Here is a 19,358-nt window from a genome sequence, read left to right on the forward strand (position 1 = left end):
TCCCCGCTTGCACTTCTCCGTGCCGCATGTTCGGGTGCGCCCCTCACTCCCCCCATGAAGTCCGTCATCGCCATCGCCCCTGGAGAACTCGCCATCCTCGACACCCCGCAGCCGCGCCCGGGGCCCTACCAGGCGCTGGTGCGCACGGAGTGCGCCTGCCTTTGCAACCGCACGGACTCCGAACTCCTGGGCGGCAGCTTTCCCGGCATGCAGGACAAGTTTCCCTTCGCCCTCGGGCACGAGAGCGTGGGCATCGTCGTCGAAGTCGGCGAGAAAGTGAGGAACTTCAAAGTGGGCGACCGCGCGGTGGGCGGCCTCGTCTTTGATCTGCAAAGCGAGGGCGTGGACTCCGGCTGGGGCGGCTTTGGCGAATACACCCTGGCCAATGACCACGATGCCATGGTGGCCGAGGGTGTGGCGGATGAAGCCCACGGCTGGGTGGAGGTCTTCGAAATTCAAACGCGCGTGGATGCAGACATTCCGCCGGAGGAAGCCGTGCTGCTCTGCACCTGGCGCGAGGTCCTCGGTGCCTTCCGCGACTTCCACCTGCAGCCCGGAGACGATGTGCTCATCTACGGCGCCGGGCCCGTGGGCCTGAGCTTTGTGAAACTCGGCCGCCTCTTCGGCCTCGGGTGGATCGGCATCGTGGATCGTCACGCTGACAAGCAGGCCAAGGCGCTGAGCTTTGGCGCAGACGAAGCCTTTGCCCCCGGCGATCTCGCCATCGGTGAGCTGGCAAAGATCCGCGGCAAGAAGCTCGATGCCGTGATCGATGCCGTGGGCCACCCGGACATCGTGCAGCAGGGCCTGCCCCTCCTGCGCCGCGGCGGCTCCCACTGCATCTACGGCGTGCTCACCCACGGCGTGCTGCACATCGACAAAGCGAAGGCCGACTTCAACTTCAACCTCTTCGTGCACCAGTGGCCCACGCGCCGGTATGAAAAGGAATCCCAGGCCGCCCTCTGCCAGTGGATCCGCGAAGGCCGCCTCACCTCCGCAGACTTCATCACCCACCGCTTCCCCGTGGGAGACATCGCCGCCGCCTTCAAAGCCGTGGCCGAGCGCAAAGTCATCAAGGCCCTGCTGGAGTATCCCTGAGCCGCCGTCTGCGGAAAGGCTCCCAAGAGAAACGCCCAAGCACGATGTGCCCCAGCGCCCCCCCGGAGCGCGGGCCCTCCGAGCCCGCAGCACACCGCACACAGGTCCCCCCCGCGCCTTCCTTCAGCTTCGCAACGGCAGTGCAGCCCTCCGCCGCCCAATCGCATCCTGCGAAAAAGCGATAGCGTATTCCAAAACGGATTTCCGGTCAGCGGCGCGTGGAGACGTTCGGCTGAGGCTGGAGGACCAGCCTCCACACCTCGCTGCAGGCACGCGAGTGCCCAGCGCAGGTAGGGGGTAGGGCTGGCTGTCCTCAGCCAGCCGCCGTCGAAGCCCATGATCCGCGATCAAGCAACCGCCCGCTCAACGGAAATAAGTTTCGCGAACCGCTACTCTATAGCGTTTTCCAAAACAGATTTCCGGTCAGCGGCGCTGGGGGACGTTCGGCGGAGGCTGGAGGACCAGCCTCCCCACCCTCGCTGCAGGCATGCGAGTGCCCAGCGCAGGTAGGGGGTAGGGCTGGCTGTCCTCAGCCAGCCGCCGTCGAAGCCCATGATCCGCGATCAAGCAACCGCCCGCTCAACGGAAATAAGTTTTGCGAACCGCTACACCATCCGCCCCCTCACCCGGCCTCTCCCCGAACCAGCCTTCAGGCAGCGGTGTCCTCGACGGGAAGAGGAGAAACGCGTGACGGCTCCGATTGAATTCCAAAGAGCTCCAACGCGAATCCTCCTCTCCCCGTCGAGGATATGTTGGGTCTGAGCGTCCTCCGGGGAGAGGCCGGGTGAGGGGGCCGGGGCATTCCGCTTTGCAGGCTGCGATTCGCTGGCGCGCAGGCTTCCAGAGGTGCCTGAAGGTGGGCTCAGGCAGGCTGTTCCGCGCACACACACACCACACACCGGTGTGCGCGCTACTGCCCTGCCGCTCCGTCCTCCTCCCCAGAAAGCTCGTGTTTGCCACCTGCGGGGGGCAGTGAGCCGTCTGGAGATGTCTGCGACCTGCTGCGGGCTCGGAGGGCCCGCGCTCCGAAGGCCGGCCTGCGCCGCGGTTCACACCGCACACCCACACCCACACGCACACGCACACCGCCCGGCCTGGTTTAGTGCCAGGAGCTGTGACCGCCGCTATGCCCGCCACTGTGGCCGCCGCCGCCACTCCAGCCGCCGCTGTGGCTGCCGCCATAGCTGCCGCCGCCGCCGCTGGGCGGCGACCAGTTATGCGGGAAGGCGTGGCTCACCTGGCCGTGGTAGTTGGAGGGATGGCTGTTGAAATTGAACGGCACCGAATGCGAAGACTGGATGGAGTGGTGCGAGTAGCCCGGCATGCTGGGGCCGGACATCCAGCGGTTTCCGCTCATGTAGTGGTACTGCTGCGTGGGGCGGTGATAATAGGCCCCGTAGCGCGGGTAGTAGGAGTAGTTGTAGGAGTTCGCGTAGCGCGGCACATACGAGGAGAGGCCCGCCGGGTAGCCGTAGCCCCCGTAGTAGCCGCCGCCATTGTAGTAGCCCCCGCCATACCCTCCGCCGTAGCCCCCTCCGTATCCGTTTCCATAGCCGTAGCCATAGAAGGGATCGCAGCTCGTGAGGGTGAACATCGCAGTGGCAAGGAGAAGTCCGGCTTTGCCGGCAGACAGCAAGGAGTTCGCGTTCATGCCCCGACCATCCACCTCCCGCCGCATAAAGCAAGAGCCACCGGTGAGAGTCAAAGAGCGCCCGCAGGGTTCGCTTCGCGGCTGCGCAGCAGCCCGCTCTGGAAAGCGCCGCGTCACAGTCCCAGTCCCAGTCCCAGTCGCAGCTGCGAAGCGCCGCCGCGCTCCGCCTTCTCGGTGTGGCGGCGCGCTTTCCAGAGTGAGCTAAAGCTCACGAGTACTTTCCTTGCGGCTATTCCATATCCGCGATGCGTACGGGCTCCGCGCTCTGAGAATGTACTCGCAGGCTTTAGCCTGCTCTGGAAAGCGCCGCGTCCCAGCCGCAGCTACGAAGCTCCGCCGCGCTCCGCCCTCTCGGTGCGGCGGCACGCTTTCCAGAGTGAGCTGAAGCTCACGAGTACTTTCCCTGCGGCTATTCCAGATCCGCGATGCGCACGGGCTTGCCGCCCTGCTCCGCGCTCTGAGAATGTACTCGCAGGCTTTAGCCTGCTCTGGAAAGCGCCGCGTCCCAGCCGCAGCTACGAAGCTCCGCCGCGCTCCGCCCTCTCGGTGCGGCGGCACGCTTTCCAGAGTGAGCTAAAGCTCACGAGTACTTTCCCTGCGGCTATTCCAGATCCGCGATGCGCACGGGCTCCGCGCTCTGAGAATGTACTCGCAGGCTTTAGCCTGCTCTGGAAAGCGCCGCTTCACAATCGCAGCTACGAAGCTCCGCCGCGCTCCACCTTCTCGGTGCGGCGGCACTCTCTCCAGAGTGAGCTAAAGCTCACGAGTACTTTCCTTGCGGCTATTCCAGATCCGCGATGCGCACGGGCTTGCCGCCCTGCTCCGCGCTCTGAGAATGTCCTCGCAGGCTTTAGCCTGCTCTGGAAAGCGCCGCGTCCCAGCCGCAGCTACGAAGCGCCGCCGCGCTCCACCTTCTCGGTGTGGCGGCGCGCTTTCCAGAGTGAGCTAAAGCTCACGAGTACTTTCCTTGCGGTTATTCCAGATCCGCGATGCGTACGGGCTTGCCGCCCTGTTCGGCGCTCTTGTCGGAGGCGAAGATGACTTCAAAGCTGCGCAGCGCTTCGGGGAAGCTGGTCAGCGGCATGTCCTTGCCTTCGTCCAGCGCATCAAAGAACGCCTGGAACTGCGTCTCATACGGGTGGTCGCTCACATCGCCGGAGTCCAGCATCTTCATGGAGAGCTTGCTCCAGGCGTGCTTGTCCGTGCCCAGCTTCATGGAGTGGAATTTGTCATCCAGCAGGCTGCCCTGGCTGCCGCACAGGTGCGTGTGGAAATAGTAGGGCTGCAGGCAGTCCACCACCGCGGCGGACTTGCCCACCGCGCCGTTCTTGAAGTGAATGAGAGTCACGCTCGTCGTGTCGTACTCATAGGGCTTGAAGATCTCGCTCTTTGTCTTGGTGGAGAAGCTGGTCACGCTTTCCACCTCGCCGCCCATCACCATCAGCAGCGCATCCAGCGCATGGCAGCCGGCCGTCAGCAGCGCGCTGCCGCCGTCCTTCTTGCCCGTGTTCCAGCGGAACTGCCCGTACCACGGGCCGATGCCGTGGTAGTAGTCCACCTCACCGTAGTGCAGGCTGCCCAGCAGGCCTTCGTCGATCAGCGCCTTCGTCACCTGAAACTGATTCGAGAAGCGGCACTCAAAGCACACGCAGCCCTTCACACCGTTCGCCTTGGCCGCCGCCACGATCTCCCGCACTTCCTGCAGCGAGTTCGCCATCGGTTTTTCCAGGATGATGTGCTTCTTCGCATTCGCCGCCTTCACCGCCTGGTCGCGGTGCTGGCTCGGATAGCTGGAGATGTCCACCACATGCACGTCCGGGCTGGCCAGCATTTCGTCCAGGTTCTGGTAGCTCTTGATCGGCGTGCCGTGCTTCTTGCTCAGCTCCGCGTCATCCAGCTTGCGGGAGGAATAGATCGCCGTGACCTGCGCCTGCTTGGTTTTGTTGATGGCGTCAATGTGAGCGCTGGCAGCCCAGCCGTATCCGATGATTCCGACGTTGTATTTTTTCATGGTGTAGATCGTTGCATGCTCCAAACCGGAGGCAGAATTGTCAATACCAATACCCGGTACGGAAGTGTCTCTTTCGTGTGTTTTTAGGCAGGGCCTAAAGTAGGCGAGAGGTTCGCTTCGCGGCTGCGCAGCAGCTTGTTCCGGCGGTCTATCACGAGAAGAGCCGTTTCATGCGGGCAAAAGAAGGAAGGAGCAAAGGAATGGCCGGAAGGCAGAATTCAGAATTCAGAGTTCAGAATTTCTGCATTCCCTTGCTCCTTCATTCCTCTGCCAAAACAAACCCTCCGCCTGCCCCTTTAGGATGATTGAAAACCCTGTGCAGCGCGGCGAGTCCAAGCGCTTTCGGCGCGCGGGCCTCCGAGCCCGCAGCACTCCGCTGCACGCTGCAGTCCCGCTTCTCCCTTGCAGCTTCTCACCGGCACTCCACCGACGCTGCTCAGCGCACTCATGCTTGCCCCCTGGCTGAAGCGATGACCGGCCTGCGGGTGTTTGCGACCCGGTGCAGCGCGGCGAGTCCAAGCGTTTTCGGCGCGCGGGCCTCCGAGCCCGCAGCACCCCGCTGCACGCTGCAGTTCCGCTTCTCCCTTTCAGCTTCTCACCGGCACTCCACCGACGCTGCTCAGCGCACTCATGCTTGCCCCCTGGCTGGAGCGATGACCGGCCTGCGGGTGTTTGCGACCTGCTGCGGGCTCGGAGGGCCCGCGCTCCGCGGGCTGCGGTCGTTCGGCTATTTTTTAATCGCCGCCTGGGCGGGACGCACCCGAAGCCCGGGCCGATGAAGCCCCCTCACAGAGGTTCGCAAGGCTTTCCAGAGTGAGCTAAAGCTCACGAGTACTTTTCCTTTTCCCAGTACGCAGCAAAGCCGCGCTCATCACGCGGCTTTGCAGAAGTTTGGAACTGTGGACGCTTCGGCTTATTCAGCCTCGCCTTCTTCCGCGGGGGCGGCTTCGCCGGCGGCGGAGACGGTCAGCTTCACCGTGGCGGTGATGTCGTGGCCCAGCTTCACGGCGATCTCGAAGCTGCCGGTGTTCTTGATCGGCTTCTCCAGCACGATCATGTGGCGGTCGATGTCGATCTTGGACTCTTCGGACAGCGCCTTGGCGATGTCGATGGTGGTGATGGAACCGAAAGCCTTGCCGCCCTGGCCGGTGGAGAGGGTCAGCTTCAGCTTCACCTTCTTCAGCTTGGAGGCCAGCTTCTCAGCTTCGGCCAGCTCCTTGGCTTCACGCTCCGCGCGCACCGCCTTCAGGCGTTCGGTGTGGCGCAGGTTGCCCTGGGTGGCTTCATAGGCCTTGCCCTGGGGAAGCAGGAAATTGCGCGCAAAACCGCGCTTCACGCTGACCACGTCAGCTTCGGCTCCGAGGCCCTTGATTTTTTCTTTGAGAATGACTTGTGTGTTTGGCATGGCGACAATTCCCCGGGGGAAAGGGGGCGCGAAACTACACGCCTCCTAAGTTCTGTCAAAGGCGGATTACAGTTCTTTTAGAAGCCGATGAAAAGCCCCCCTCCTGCGCGGCCGTTCCGCTCCCGTTTCGGTCAGATCCCCATGTTGGCCAGCGTCGTGGCCAGCCGGTTCATGAAGCCCGTGGCTTCCGGGTGGGAGGCCTCAAACTCCTGCACGGAGGGCAGCCAGACGCCCATCGCATCATCCGTGTCGCCATTGGCGGCGGTTTCCCCGGTGCGGTCCAGCAGCTCCAGCAGTTTGGCCTTCGCGTCCGCCGGCAGATCGCCCGCGTCTGCCACCATTGTCTTGAGTTGCTGAAGTTGCTCTGAGTTCATGTGTTTCCACTCTGACATCGGCCTGCCGCGCAGACAAGGGTTTTGAGTCTGAGACGCAAATCAGGCCCACACTTTAACCGCTTCAGTCCACGCGCCGCATGCTACGCCCGCCCCGCCACCGCCAGCAGCGCCAGCACGCTGATGCTGTCGCGGATGCGCCCGTCCCGCGCCATCTGCACCGCCTCCTTCAGAGGCAGCCGCAGCACTTCCAGCTCCTCGGTGTCCTCCGGCTGCGCTTCCGCCTGCGTCAGCCCCGTGGCGATGAAGATGTCGCACACCTCATTGCTCGTGGAATTGGAAAGCTGAATGCCGGAGAGCAGCGGCTCGATGTGCGCCGCCACGATCCCCGTCTCCTCCAGCAGCTCCCGTTTGGCCGCCGCCGCCGGAGACTCGCCCGCCGGGCAGCCGCCCTCGGGGATCTCCCACTCATAGCGCCCGTGGCAGTAGCGCCACTGCCCCACCAGCCAGGTGTGCCCCGTGTCATCAATCGGGATCACCCCCACCGCGATGTTCTTGTACTCCACCACCCCATAGATGCCCGGCCCGCCCGTCGGCTTGATCACCTGATCCTCCCGCACCCGGATCCAGGGGTTCGCATACGTTTCACGCGAGGAGACCGTCTGCCAGGGATTGGGGTGTTGGGGAAGGGTGGTCATGAGGAAAAAGGCAAGGGCTGAAAGGTCAAGAGGTCAAGGAATGGTCAAGCGGTCAAGCCCCCTTCGCCGAAGCTCACTCTTTCTCGTCCTCGTCCTCGTTTTCCTACTCGTCCTCGATTCCAGCGCTCCGCCATCCCTCATCCTCCCCGCATTTCTCTCCATCCTCCTCTTCCTCCTACTCCTCCTCCCTATAATATCAAGGCGCCTCCAAACAAGCGCCCCACTTCACTTCTTCTCCTCCTCCGTCGTCACCACCACGCCATCCGCCTCCACCGCCACCTTCTTGATCGCCTTCAGCACCGGCTCCAGGTTCGGATCATTCTGGTAGGGCCTCAGGTAGCCATACATCGCCATGCCCTTCACCATTTCCTCCGGCACCGTCTTGCCCGGCACGCGCACCGCGCTGGGCTTCGCATCCGGCCCCACCTCCGTCATCTCCAGGCTCACATCCATCTCGCCCACCAGGTAGCGCTTCGAATCCTCCCAGAACTTCTTGTTCAGCGGCATGCTGATGTCCGCGATGATCACCCGCTTCTCCGCGTCCAGCGCCTTCACCCGCAGCATGTCCTTGTAGCTGCCCGCGCCGCCGTCCGGAGCCAGCAGCAGCAGGGAATTGAGATCCGCCACGCTCAGCTTCAGCGTGGCCGGTTTGCCCGCCGTGGCCGCCGCGCCAAAGTCCGCCAGCCGCTGCTCCAGCCCCGGCACCACCGTCACGTCCGGCAGCTTCGCCGGAGCCGCCTGCGTGATCGCCGCGATCGCCGCATCCATTGTTGTCAGCGTGTAATAGCTCCACCACACAATGAAGCCAAAGATGCCGATCACCGCGCTCATGATGATGCAGCCGTAACCCGAATGAAACTCGCCCGTGGGGAGCTTTTGAATCTTCGACTTCCCCGCATCTGACCCGCCCGTGGACTCTTGGGGAACCTCTGGCATCCCTTGATCTGACTCGGCCGCGGGCTCCTGTGGGATCTTTGAAATCCCTTCATCTGACTCGGCCGCAGGCTCATTTGGGTTCTTTGACATCCCTTCATCTCAATGCAGCCCCGGCAAAGATCAAGCCGGGGGTTCGCTTTCTGCCGGTGGCAGGACAGGGCAGGGGGACCGCCTCCCTCTTCACCGCCGCTCCGCCATCGGAAGATCGATCTTCAAAGCCTCCTGCAGCCCCTCCATCGCAGGCTGCCTCACCGCCGCGGAATACCCGGCACGCGTCAGGTGCTCCTCCGCTTCAGACAGCAGGCTCCGCACTCCCTGCGACGTCAGAATCCCCGTCTCCCGCGCCAGTTCATCGATCATCCGCTTCCCGATCTCATCCAGCGCCGGCCGCACCGTCTTCGTGAGGCTCGGCACCCTCACCTCAGACGTCACCCCCTGCGGATGCTGCCGCAGCCACTCCTCCTGCCGCACCTTCGCCGCCTGCATCTGCCCCTGGAAAAAACTCCGCACCCGCTTCGCCTCCACTCCGGCCGCCACCCCACGCTGCGTCACCGCCCGCAGCAGCTCCGCCTCACGCACCGGATCGGTGGTCGGCAGGTGCTGGATCTGCTTCGCCATCGCCACCTTGTCCATCCAGCCCAGCCTCTCCACCATCAGCGCAGGCAGGGTGCGGCGAGACGCACAGGAAGACAAGAGCAGCACCACCCCCAGGGCAAACACGCCGGGCAGACGGAAAAGAAAAACGCAGTTCATCAGCCGAGATTAAAGCCTCCTCACCTCCCGTCCAGCCCTTTGCCCCCCAAGGAGCGGGGGTCTCCGACCCCCAGTCTGGAATCCTCCTCCGGGGGTCAGAGACCCCCGCTCCTTGGCCCACCCCGCCACCTCTCTCCTTTTTCCCCACTCCCCCAGCTTGCACCATCCCAGATAGACGCTCTCATTCGTAACTCACACTTTCCTCACCAAAGAAAATCCGACTCTTGAACGCCGCCCCCCCCTCCAAAATCCTCATGGCCATGTCCGGTGGCGTGGACAGCAGCGTGGCCGCCGCCGTCCTCGTCCGTGCCGGGCACGAAGTCTCCGGCGTGTACATGAAGAACTGGATCAACGAGGAGAACATCATCGGCCACTGCCCCTGGGAGCAGGACATCACCGATGCCGAGGCCGTGGCAAAGCAGCTCGGCATCCCGTTTCGCGTGGTCAATCTCATGACCGAGTACCGTGAGAAAGTGGTGAAATACCTCCTCGAAGGCTACCAGGCCGGCATCACCCCAAACCCGGATGTGATGTGCAACCGCGAGATGAAATTCGGCGTCCTCTGGGACTGGGCCCGCGAGCACGGCTTCGACGCCATCGCCACCGGCCACTATGCGCGGAAGGCGTTCTCCGTTCCCAGTTCGCTGTTCCCGGTTTCTGGCAACAGCGAACCGGGAACCGAGAACGCTGAACCCGCGATTTATCGCGGTGCCGACCCCAACAAAGACCAGACCTACTTCCTCGCCATGATGCAGCCGGAGCAGGTGCGCATCGCCCAGTTTCCCATCGGCCACCTCCTCAAGCCCGAGCTGCGGGAGCTGGCGCGCGAGTTTGGCCTGGCCACCGCCGAAAAGAAGGACAGCCAGGGCATCTGCTTCATCGGCCAGGTGAAGATGGAGGACTTCCTGCGCACCTTCGTGCCGGACCGCCCCGGCCCCATCGTGAACCTGGAAGGAAAGATCATGGGCGAGCACCGCGGCCTCCACCTCTACACCCTCGGCCAGCGCAAAGGCCACGGCGTCGCCAGCCCCGTGCACAAGCAGGCCTACGTGGTGGTGGCCAAGCGCCCCGCCACGAATGAACTCGTCGTCGCCATCGAAAGCGCGGACACCCCGCTGCTCTGGGCGCGCAAAGCCACCCTGCACTCCCTTTCCACCACCGGCCAGCCATTGACCCAGGAGCGCCTGCTACAGGCCCAGCCCCGCTACCGCTGCCCCGCCGGCACGGCCACCTTCCGCCCCCTCGGCGGCGGCCGCGCCGAACTCGAATACACCGAACCCCAGCGCGCCCTCACCCCCGGCCAGATCTGCGCCCTCTACGATGGTGAACGCCTCCTCGGCGGTGCCGTCTTCGAAACCATCCAGCACGAAGCAAAGTAGTTCAGAGCTTCAGCTCGTTCTGGCCAGCGCTTCCACCCTCGCCTCACGAGCTCGGGCCAGCCACAGCGCCCTCGGCGGTCAGCCTCCGCTGTGGCTCAGGACTGCTTTCAGCGGTCCCCCCGCGCCCGCGTCTCCACCTCGGCCACATGGGTTTTGATTTCATGCGGCTTCAAACCATCCGCCGCCAGAATGGAGTGGTACAGCTCCTTGACCTGGTCGTAGAAAAAGAAGCGCGCCCGGTTGGTCTCGGCCCGCCCCGCCAGCCGCTCCAGGCACAGCCGCCCGGCCACCCGTGCCTTGTCGAGCTGCTTGATGTCCCGGAAAAACTCCGCCTGCCGCCGCAGGATGGAGCTCCCATTGGGCATCTCCAGCACGTTGCTCGCCTGCACGATGCTGAAGGCCTTGTTCATCAGCGTCTCGGCCTCTGGCTTCTTCTGCTTCACATGCAGGCAGTAGCCCAGATGCGTGAGAAAGAAGCAGTTGTCCGCATGCTCATGCCCCAGGGCGGTCTGCGCGGCGGCCAGGGCCTGGCGGTGGTGGTTTTCCGCCTCCTCCATCCGGCCCAGTTGCATCAGCAGATTGGCCAGCCGCGTGCGGGCGCAGGCGGCGAAAAAGCTGTCGCCTCCATGCTTGTCCACCAGCCCGGCCAGATTCCGCGCATACACCGGCTCCGCCTCCATCAGGCGGCCATTGCGTTGCAGCAGAAAGGCCAGGTAGGCCAGCGCCTCGCTGGTGATCGGGTCTTCGGCTCCCAGCGCAGACTCGCAGGTCTCCACCATCTGGCGCGCACGGGTCACCGCCTCCGGTTTCCGGCCCAGCAGGTTCAGCGTCTGGCAGACCTGATACTGCGCGGTCAGCCAGCTCAGGGGCGTGGACTTGATCCCCGTGCTGGCGACAGCCTTGTCAAAGTATTCCAGCGCCGCCGCGTAGTCCTTGCCCTCCAGCGCCTGAAGCCCGCGTGCGAAAAAAGAAACCTTGGGCGGTTTCGCGCCCGGCGTCAGGCTCGGCAGGCTCATCAGGCGGGACTCCAGATTCCGGTCTGCAGCCCCGGCACCCGCCAGCGGCAGCAGAAGCTGGGCGGCCAGCAGCGCGATTTTGACATCGATGTTTTTCCGGAAATGCATGTAAAGTAAGAGCGGGAGCAGGCTACGCTCCAACCTCATCCAAAAGGACATGAATGTGCCGCAACCTTCAACTCTTCTCATCCTCGGTGGCGGCTGCTTTGGCCTCACCGCCGCCCTCGAGCTTCGCGCCCGTGGCTGGCAGGTCACTGTGATCGATCAGGGCTCCATCCCTCACCCCGACGCCGCCTCCACGGACATCAGCAAGGTGGTGCGCATGGATTACGCTCAGGATGAACAACATACAGCCATGGGCGAGCGCAGCATCCAGCGCTGGCGTGAATGGAACGCCCGCTGGGGGGAGGAGCTGTACCATGAGGTCGGATTCCTTGTGATGTCGCGTCATTCACTACAAGAAGTGGGCTTTGAGCATGACAGCCATGCCTTCCTCTCCAAACGCGGCCACTCCCTGCATCGCACCTCCGCCGCACGGCTGTGCGAGCTCCACCCAGCCTGGAACCATGCGGTGTATCAGGACGGCTACCTCAACCCCGTCGGCGGCTGGGTGGAAAGCGGCCGCGTCATCGCCCGCCTGGCCGCCGAGGCCCGTGCCGCCGGCATCAACATCGTGGAAAACGTCGCCCAGGCCCGCCCGCTGCTGGAAGGCGGCCGCTGCACCGGCATCACCTCCGCCCATCAAGCCTGGCACGCCGATGCCGTGCTCGTGGCCGCCGGGGCCTGGACTCCCACGCTGCTGCCCCACCTGCAGGACGTGATGTGGGCCACCGCGCAGACCGTCTTCCACTTCAAGCCCCAGGACCCGCGGCCATTCACCCCGCCGCAGTTCCCCGTCTGGGGGGCGGACATCGGCCGCACCGGCTGGTACGGCTTTCCCGCCAATGCGGACGGGCTCGTCAAAGTGGCCAACCACGGCCCCGGCCGCCGCGTGGACGCCCGTGCCCCGCGCAGCCTCCCACCCGGGGAGGAGGAGCGCTACCGCGCCTTTCTCTGCGAGACCTTTCCCTCCCTGGCCGGGGCCCCGCTGCACGCCACCCGCGTCTGCCTCTACTGCGACACCTTTGATGGTGCCTTCTGGATCGACCACGACCCCGCCCACCCCGGTCTCATCATCGCCGCTGGCGACTCTGGTCACGCCTTCAAGTTCACCCCCGTCCTGGGCGAACTCATCGCCGACGTCGTCGAGCGAAAGCCCAATCCTTGGGCCTCCCGCTACCGCCGCCGCGAAAAAACCACCACCTCTTCTGACGGAGCCCGCGCCGCGAGCTAAAGACCGCCCGCCCACTATTGAGCAAGCCTATTTCATGAGGTGTAAATAACCACTTATCAGCTACCTACATCGATTTAACACGTAAATTTATCGCCATTCATTCCAGGGCAATTGCTGTTGAGTTTCTCACCGAAGTAACGATTCGGTCGTCATTTTCCGGCGGCATGAGGCCTGGCAATGAGCAGCAGTGATTCACGCGCATACCGTTACAGCCCAAAAGAGACAGGCCGTCGGCCATTCACCACAGCACGAGCACCCCAGTTCCGCCGCCGGCGACCTCAGTTTCACGTGTCAAAGGTAACGGTTTAAGCGTATCACATCCCAGGCTCGCCGGTTCAGAACAACATCGGCTGGTCGTCGTTCTCGGCGGCCGCCTTACCCCGTCGTTTCTTGGGGGCTGGCTCCTCCGTCACCACAGCGGCCACCTCATCTTCCACAGGGCTTAGTGGTGGTAAATCCGGTTCATCAGCAACGGGTTCCATCTCCTCAACGGTTTCTACAATGACCGTTACCTCTTCGTTAACTACTGGATCAATATTGGTTCCTCCTTCATCACTCACGATCAATTCAGAAACCGTAGTAGTTACTTCCTGAACGGGATCAATATGCTCGCCGATTTCCTCGGCTTTGATCGCCGCCTCAAACGGCTCAGTAAACGCTTCATTCGTTACTTTTTTCTTTCCCTCGGCTTTCCTCAGACGATGCCTCGCCACGCGCTTGGCCGTCAGTGCCTTGTTTTGCGCTACGGGGCTGTTGTGACGCTTAAAGTTACGGAAAGAGAGTTTCCCATCCACCTCCACCAGCCATCCCGCCTTCTCCAGTGCCGCACCAAATCCCTTCCGTCCGACCAGCTTGTCGATAAATTCTCGCGTAACGCCCAGATCGTTAGGATCGATGCGGTTCAGCTCCGCCCACGACCACAGCCGCACCAGCTTCCCCACCACCGTGTCCTCATCCAGCCTAAGCTGGGTTGCCAGGCTGCAAACCTCCGGCTTGTCCGGCGTGCAGGTTTCGATTTTGATCCATGGGCGTCTCATGGCCGCCATTATCAGAGCTGGCAGCCAGCGCCGTCAAGGAAACCTTATTAACGTTACATTGACGTTATTGTGAACAACTCGGCGTCCCTCCAGAGCCAGCCTTCCTCCAATACGTGCGTCCCAGCACCGCCTTTTCTGGGATCCCTTCAACTTCCGCAGCCTCTTCTGCCGGGCGGTGTGGCCACCCGGCAGAAACTTCCGAGCCTGTGCGCTGGCTACTCCTTGCTTCCTTGGCTCATGAAGGCCTGGGCGCGCTTGAGCAGTTCCTCCGGCGGCACGTCTTCGAGGTGCTGGCTGAAGCTCCACCGGTAGCCGAAGGGGTCGCGGATCATGGCGGTGCGGCTGCCCCAGAACTGATCCCGCGAGGGGCTCAGCGGGGAGCCGCCGGCGGCCAGGGCCCGCTCAAAGGCTTTGTCACAGTCTGGAACCTGAATGGTGAAGCCGCAGGGGGCCATACCGCCCGCCGGGATGGCGTGGGCATTGGCGCAGGGGGCTTCGTCCGAGATGTAGATGTGGGTGTTCCCGATCATGAACTCCGCATGCGGCACCACGCCCGGAGCCGGGGAGAGCCGGAACAGCTCCACGGCACCAAAGGCCCGGGTGTAGAAATCGAGCGCATCAGCGGCGCTTTTGCAGGTGAGGGAGAAGGAGACGGTGGGTGCTTGGGGCTGGCTCATGGGTGGGTCTTGGCTTGGGATTTGTGAAGTCGGACCGCAGTCAGTTGCGATCACCCGCCAGCATTCGCACCCACCCCTGACAACCCTATGTCAGGGGTGATTTTGGAGGGGTGCTTTTTTCGCGAAGGAACCTGATCCGACATGCTTTCAAGGACGCACCCGGTGGGCGATGCGGTACCCCTCCTCAGTTCCACAGGAACTGAGCTGCTTTGCGCTTCCGCGCCAGGCGAAGCCAAAGTAGCCTTGTTCCTGCGGAACAAGGAAAGCCCCGCAGCACCGCAGGCTCTTACCAATCCAAAGCCTGGCGCCGTTATCAGCCATTGGCGTCCCTATTTCGCCCCTCGCCGATGATGCTCCGCCGTCGCCAGTGCCAGGGCGGAAACTCTTTCCCGCAGAGCTTCAGGCGAGACGATCTCGGCATCCGTGCCCAGGCTCAGCAGCCAGCGGGAGACGTAGTCGAGCCCTTCGGCCCGGTAGGCAAAGCGCACAAGCGCCCGCCTGCCGGCAACCGACTCCTCCTCCACGATCGTCGGCCCCCAGAAGCGGCGTACGGTTTCAAGGAGGTAATCAGGGATCTCGATGACGGCAAACTCGCTGCGCTCCGACACGACGCATTTGGCGAGGTGCTCGTGGAGATTGAAGCCTGGGTGCGGCGGGATCGGCTCCGGCAGCGTCTCGCAGCGGACGATCCGGTCCACGCGAAAGTCCCGCATGTCCCCGCGCAGACGGCACCAGGCGATGAGGTGCCAGTGGTCCATGTAAAACACCAGCCCGCGCGGCTCCACCAGGCGCTCAGTAGGCTCCCCGCGTGCGGCACCGAGGTAGTCCAGCCGCAGCACGCGGCCCTCGGCCATGGCGCGCTGCACGGTGCTCAGGGGCACGCTGCCTTTGGTGGGCGGGCGTGTGCCGATCACCGTCGTTTTGCGCAGGCGGTCCACGCGGCCCTGCAGGCCGGAGGGCAGCACGGCCGTGACCTTGCCCATGGCGGAGCGGATGGCCTCGCGCATGGAGGCGTCCGTCATGCGCTCCACCAGCAGCCCGCCGGTGACGAAGGCAAAGGCCTCCTCCGGTGAAAACATGACGGGCGGCAGGCAGTAGCCGCTCATGAGGCTGTAGCCCACTCCCGGCTCTCCGACGATGGGCACGCCGCCCTCGCCCAGCGCGGCCAGATCGCGGTACACCGTGCGCTCGGTGATCTCGAAATGCTCCGCCATCTGCGCAGCGGTGATGACACGCCGAGACTGCAGCAGCATCACCATGGAGACAAGGCGGTCCGTTCGATTCATTCCTCCCCACCTCCGATGTCCGGATACTGCTCCGCAAAAGGCAGCCACGTGTCGCGCTTCAGATTCGGGGCATTGGAGCGCGTGATGTTCAGCGTCACCTGCAGCTCCACCAGCGCGCCGTCCACCTTGCTCTTGCTGACAGTGCCGGAAGGGGAGAGCGCCCTGCGCAGCTCCGCCGTGGTGTGCGGCTCGCTGCGGATGAGCTCATACGCTCGCCGCGCCAGCGCGCTGCACGTGGACACCGGACGATGATGCGCCGGATAATGCACGCGCCGCAGATGCTCCACGTCCATCAGCACCGCCAGTCCACCCGGCAGCTTGCCGTAAAAGATCTCGTCAGGAAACTGCGCCGGCAGCTCGTTTTTCCACGCCCAGATCGCCTCCACCTTCGCGCCCCAGCCCTTCTGCCCCGGCTGCCTGCCAGGCAGATCCACCACCTCCCACAGGCAGGGAAGGCTCGAGCTCTTCGAGCCAAAGATCAGGCAGGTCTTCACCCTCAAGACGAACTTATAAGCCTGCTCGAAGGTTTTGATTCTTGCGGGGAGCTTGGGCTTCATGAGTGGCTGCGACGAGGGCTGTCTGCCTTACACCTTGCCGAAAACTTTGCCCGAAATTTCCCTCACGCACCTGTCCATATCTCCCGCAGAACTCTCAGATTCTCCGCCTCGTCAAAGATGGCACGTACTGGAATCTCAAATCCCGCGATGGTGTCACTGCACAGCAGGCCCTCGGTCTGCCGCTCTGTCGGAAGATAGACCTCTCCGGTCAGGCGATGGAGTTCCACGCTCTCGGCCACGGGATCGATGATCCAGTATTCCTGCACGCCATGAAGTGCATAATCCTGAAACTTGATGCCGCGATCCCGAGCTTCCGTGGACGGAGAAAGAACCTCGACAATGAGGTCCGGGATAGGAAATCTTAGAGTGTCCGGGCCAATAAGCTGGGTCTTGGACGGGCCAAAGAATATAATGTCCGGCTCATAATCATTGCGAGGAAAGCAGGTCATGGCTTTCTGGGCATGAACGACTCCGAGTTCCTTCACACGGACATGAGTCTCCATGGCACTGAACAAACGGTTTGTGGCCAGCAGGTGCCGATTCAGGGCAGGCGAGTGCATGATGACCTCGCCCTGAATGAACTCCCACTTGTTCTCGTCTGTGATTTCAGCCCAAAACTTTTTCCGCCTCTTTTGCTCGCGGACCAGGACCTTATTTGCCTCCTCTACCAGCTCTGGCAGAATAGGACTATCAAGCAGAGTTTGCAGGATCGAAGATTGCATGGGAGAAAGATTGTCCAAGCCGGGGTTGCGCACCCTGGTAAACTTAAACTACCCCCGAAACAGCGCCCCCAGTTTCTTCCCCAAAATCACCCCGGCGCCCAGGATGGTCACGGCCAGGAAGATCATGGCCCACACGCCGAGGGCGGAGGCGAGATTGGGGCCGCTGCCGAGGGCGAGCACCAGGGAGTAGATCGCCTTGGTGATCGGGAAGTAACTGGCCTGCTGTGCCAGGATCATCGAGTCGCTGACCTCCAGCATGGCAAAAGAGAAGGCCAGCAGCGCACCCGCGACGAGGTTCGGCGCCACCAGCGGCAGGGTGATCCGCCACAGAGCGCGTTCCGGGCGTGCCCCCAGATTTTGCGCGGCTTCTTCCAAGGTGGGGCTGACCTGCTGGAATCCTGCCGCAGCAGAGCGCACCACATACGGCAGCCTCCGTACCGCGTAGGCGATGACCAGCAGCAGCAGCGGATCTTCTCCCAGCATGAGCCAGTGAAAGGGGCGGCCTTCCCGTGTCATCGCCAGATACCCAAAGGCCAGCACGATACCAGGAACTGCCAGCGGCAGCATCGCCATGGCGTCGAGAAGCTGGCGGCCCCACAGGCGGGTGCGCACAGACACATAGGCCACCCCGAGTCCCAGCACCAGGGCCACGAGCATGGCCAGCGTGGAGTATTTCAAGCTGTTGGCGATGGAGGACAGCGTCAGCTCATGCCCCAGGGCATCGTGATAATGCTGCAGCGTCAGCGAGTGCGGAATGACGGTGCCGTACCAGTCTTTGGAAACCGACAGCAGCACCACGCCCAGGTGCGGCAGCACGGCCAGAAAGGTGACGGCGGCAAAGAACACCGTGCAGATCCAGCCCACACTGGAGGGCAGGGGAATCGTTTCCCGGCTGGTCGTCGCCCGCCCGCCACCGAGAGCGTTGGCGCTGCCAAAAAAGACCCGGCTGATGAGGTAAAAAAGAGTGCTGAAAACGAGCATCACCGCCACCAGCGCGTAAGGGAAGGGGTTCCCGCTCAGGTCATTGATGCTGCGAAAAATCTGCACCGCCGTCACGCGGTCGTAGTCAAACAGCAGCGGCACGCCCATCTCGGTGAACGACCACACAAACACGATGGTGCCGCCCGCAAACACCCCGGGCATGATGAGCGGCAGTGTCACGCGCCAGAAGCGGTCCCAGGCGTTGCAGCCCAGATTGGCCGCGGCCTCTTCCAGCGCAGGATCGAGATTGGAGAGCGCCGCCGCCGCATTGAGATAGATGATCGGATACAGGTGCAGCACCTCCATGATGACGATGCCCAGCATGCGATGCTGCCCCAGCCAGTCCGTAGGGTGCATGGCATCCATCAGCCCGAGATTGATGAGCAGGCTGTTCAGCGCGCCCGCCTGGCCGAGGAGGGTCTTGATGCCGATGGCCCCCACAAACGGCGGCAGAATCATGGGCATGAGCACCAGCGAGTTCATCAGCGCCCGCCCGGGGAACTGAAAGCGCACGTAGCACACCGCCAGCGGCAGCGCCACGCACAGCCCGCCCAGCGTGGTCCACACCGCGATGACAAAGGAATTCCACAGCCCTTCGCGGTACAACTCATTGAAGAAAACCTCGGACACATAATCCAGCGTGAACCGATGATCCGGCCCCCGAAACGCCGCCTCCAGCGCCGCCCAGATGGGATAGGCAAAGAAGCACGCGAAGAACGCGGTCATCCCCAGAAAGATCAGCAGTGAGAGGACTTTGGACATGGGGATTACACAACATTCAGTCCCACATGGGCTGCCGCCACCCTCTGCCGGTTGTCTGCGGTGACGAAATCTGCCTGCCGAAGAACGCGGGCGCTGGCAATGTGAAGCGCGTCATTGGTGCGAATGAAAACCGGAGGCGCCGCGAGAAAACACTGTTCGAGCACTTTCACAAACTCCTGCTGTACAGCGGCTGTCTCGCTCTGAATGAAAATCATGCCGGCGGCGATGTCCGCCTCAAAATCTTGAAAAAGCAGCAACGCGGCACCTGCTTGAATCACCCCTTCGGATTCCCGGCGCAGAAAAACGGCGCGCAGTTCGTTCCGTGCCACATGCGCTGTGTTGATTGGAGCATCCTGCACCGCCCTGGCACGAAACACCGCGCTGTCGTTTTCCTGCAAATAGAGTTTTGCCAGAGCGGATGTGTCCCAGTAGCTCATCGTGATCAGTCCCGCAGATCATCCATCACTTGCTGGAGCGAAGCCCCCTGTTTTCCCGTGGCCACTTGCGCACTGCGTGACACCAGCCTTTTCTCCCAAGACTGCGGACTCAGGGGGGGATGAGTGGCAACACCTGACCCGCGCACCTGTCGCATGGCCTCCCGCACCAGGCTTGTTAGCTTGGCGGCGGTGGATGGCTCCAGGCTCTCAAGAGTGGCGTCCAGTTCCTGGGCGATGCTGCTCATGGCATGATTATTTCAAACTTTGCGCTGCTGTGCAAGCCGAGA

The 19,358-nt window shown here is 63.0% G+C and carries 19 protein-coding genes; 3 read left to right on the top strand and 16 right to left on the bottom strand.

Annotation, left to right across the window (positions count from 1 at the left end):
* Window positions 1-54 precede the first annotated feature (54 nt).
* Window positions 55-1,098: a zinc-binding dehydrogenase gene (locus ACILSQ_RS27035; protein WP_395746812.1), complete on the top strand. Its 1,044-nt coding sequence runs from the start codon at window positions 55-57 to the stop codon at window positions 1,096-1,098.
* 1,099 nt (window positions 1,099-2,197) lie between these two features.
* On the opposite strand, the gene ACILSQ_RS27040 is transcribed toward ACILSQ_RS27035, so the two are convergent.
* The 7 genes from ACILSQ_RS27040 to ACILSQ_RS27070 form a co-directional block, all read right to left on the bottom strand.
* On the bottom strand, window positions 2,198-2,749 hold the full coding sequence (locus ACILSQ_RS27040; RefSeq protein ID WP_395746813.1) for a hypothetical protein: 552 nt from the start codon (window positions 2,747-2,749) through the stop codon (window positions 2,198-2,200).
* 973 nt (window positions 2,750-3,722) lie between these two features.
* Complete coding sequence (locus ACILSQ_RS27045; RefSeq protein ID WP_395746814.1) at window positions 3,723-4,760, bottom strand: Gfo/Idh/MocA family protein; 1,038 nt, start codon at window positions 4,758-4,760, stop codon at window positions 3,723-3,725.
* Window positions 4,761-5,673: 913 nt separating this feature from the next.
* Entirely contained in the window at window positions 5,674-6,165 is a 492-nt protein-coding gene (rplI, locus tag ACILSQ_RS27050; RefSeq protein WP_395746815.1) for a 50S ribosomal protein L9, read from the bottom strand.
* A gap of 131 nt (window positions 6,166-6,296) precedes the next feature.
* The gene (locus tag ACILSQ_RS27055) at window positions 6,297-6,539 is read right to left on the bottom strand and encodes a DUF4404 family protein (protein WP_395746816.1); all 243 of its coding nucleotides are present in this window, start codon (window positions 6,537-6,539) and stop codon (window positions 6,297-6,299) included.
* Between the two features lie 101 nt (window positions 6,540-6,640).
* A complete protein-coding gene (locus ACILSQ_RS27060) occupies window positions 6,641-7,195 on the bottom strand; it encodes an NUDIX domain-containing protein (protein WP_395746817.1) in 555 nt (184 codons plus the stop codon).
* 225 nt (window positions 7,196-7,420) lie between these two features.
* Window positions 7,421-8,131, bottom strand: a complete 711-nt coding sequence (locus tag ACILSQ_RS27065; RefSeq protein ID WP_395746818.1) for a hypothetical protein — start codon at window positions 8,129-8,131, stop codon at window positions 7,421-7,423.
* A gap of 180 nt (window positions 8,132-8,311) precedes the next feature.
* Window positions 8,312-8,884, bottom strand: a complete 573-nt coding sequence (locus tag ACILSQ_RS27070; protein WP_395746819.1) for a chorismate mutase — start codon at window positions 8,882-8,884, stop codon at window positions 8,312-8,314.
* 224 nt (window positions 8,885-9,108) lie between these two features.
* On the opposite strand from ACILSQ_RS27070, the gene mnmA reads away from it, so the two are divergent.
* Window positions 9,109-10,263: a tRNA 2-thiouridine(34) synthase MnmA gene (mnmA, locus tag ACILSQ_RS27075; protein ID WP_395746820.1), complete on the top strand. Its 1,155-nt coding sequence runs from the start codon at window positions 9,109-9,111 to the stop codon at window positions 10,261-10,263.
* A gap of 107 nt (window positions 10,264-10,370) precedes the next feature.
* Here mnmA and ACILSQ_RS27080 read toward each other — a convergent pair whose 3' ends face one another.
* On the bottom strand, window positions 10,371-11,387 hold the full coding sequence (locus tag ACILSQ_RS27080; RefSeq protein WP_395746821.1) for a tetratricopeptide repeat protein: 1,017 nt from the start codon (window positions 11,385-11,387) through the stop codon (window positions 10,371-10,373).
* 49 nt (window positions 11,388-11,436) lie between these two features.
* Here ACILSQ_RS27080 and ACILSQ_RS27085 point away from each other — a divergent pair, with 49 nt between their 5' ends.
* The gene (locus tag ACILSQ_RS27085; RefSeq protein WP_395746822.1) at window positions 11,437-12,612 is read left to right on the top strand and encodes an NAD(P)/FAD-dependent oxidoreductase; all 1,176 of its coding nucleotides are present in this window, start codon (window positions 11,437-11,439) and stop codon (window positions 12,610-12,612) included.
* A gap of 335 nt (window positions 12,613-12,947) precedes the next feature.
* On the opposite strand, the gene ACILSQ_RS27090 is transcribed toward ACILSQ_RS27085, so the two are convergent.
* The 8 genes from ACILSQ_RS27090 to ACILSQ_RS27125 all read right to left on the bottom strand — a co-directional run bounded on the left by ACILSQ_RS27090 (window position 12,948) and on the right by ACILSQ_RS27125 (window position 19,316).
* Window positions 12,948-13,649, bottom strand: a complete 702-nt coding sequence (locus tag ACILSQ_RS27090) for a hypothetical protein (protein WP_395746823.1) — start codon at window positions 13,647-13,649, stop codon at window positions 12,948-12,950.
* Between the two features lie 215 nt (window positions 13,650-13,864).
* Window positions 13,865-14,326, bottom strand: coding sequence for a VOC family protein (locus ACILSQ_RS27095; protein WP_395746824.1), 462 nt, complete (start codon window positions 14,324-14,326; stop codon window positions 13,865-13,867).
* Window positions 14,327-14,655: 329 nt separating this feature from the next.
* Window positions 14,656-15,612 (bottom strand): helix-turn-helix transcriptional regulator, encoded by a 957-nt coding sequence (locus ACILSQ_RS27100; protein ID WP_395746825.1) that lies wholly within the window; start codon window positions 15,610-15,612, stop codon window positions 14,656-14,658.
* On the bottom strand, window positions 15,609-16,169 hold the full coding sequence (locus ACILSQ_RS27105; RefSeq protein ID WP_395746826.1) for a hypothetical protein: 561 nt from the start codon (window positions 16,167-16,169) through the stop codon (window positions 15,609-15,611). The genes ACILSQ_RS27100 and ACILSQ_RS27105 overlap by 4 nt, the downstream gene beginning before the upstream one ends.
* A gap of 62 nt (window positions 16,170-16,231) precedes the next feature.
* On the bottom strand, window positions 16,232-16,891 hold the full coding sequence (locus tag ACILSQ_RS27110) for a Uma2 family endonuclease (protein WP_395746827.1): 660 nt from the start codon (window positions 16,889-16,891) through the stop codon (window positions 16,232-16,234).
* 48 nt (window positions 16,892-16,939) lie between these two features.
* Window positions 16,940-18,634: an ABC transporter permease gene (locus tag ACILSQ_RS27115; protein WP_395746828.1), complete on the bottom strand. Its 1,695-nt coding sequence runs from the start codon at window positions 18,632-18,634 to the stop codon at window positions 16,940-16,942.
* Between the two features lie 5 nt (window positions 18,635-18,639).
* Window positions 18,640-19,071 (bottom strand): type II toxin-antitoxin system VapC family toxin, encoded by a 432-nt coding sequence (locus ACILSQ_RS27120; RefSeq protein ID WP_395746829.1) that lies wholly within the window; start codon window positions 19,069-19,071, stop codon window positions 18,640-18,642.
* 5 nt (window positions 19,072-19,076) lie between these two features.
* On the bottom strand, window positions 19,077-19,316 hold the full coding sequence (locus tag ACILSQ_RS27125) for a hypothetical protein (RefSeq protein ID WP_395746830.1): 240 nt from the start codon (window positions 19,314-19,316) through the stop codon (window positions 19,077-19,079).
* Window positions 19,317-19,358: the final 42 nt, after the last annotated feature.

The sequence above is a fragment of the Prosthecobacter sp. genome, from assembly GCF_044227185.1.
Taxonomy (GTDB): Bacteria; Verrucomicrobiota; Verrucomicrobiia; order Verrucomicrobiales; family Verrucomicrobiaceae; genus Prosthecobacter.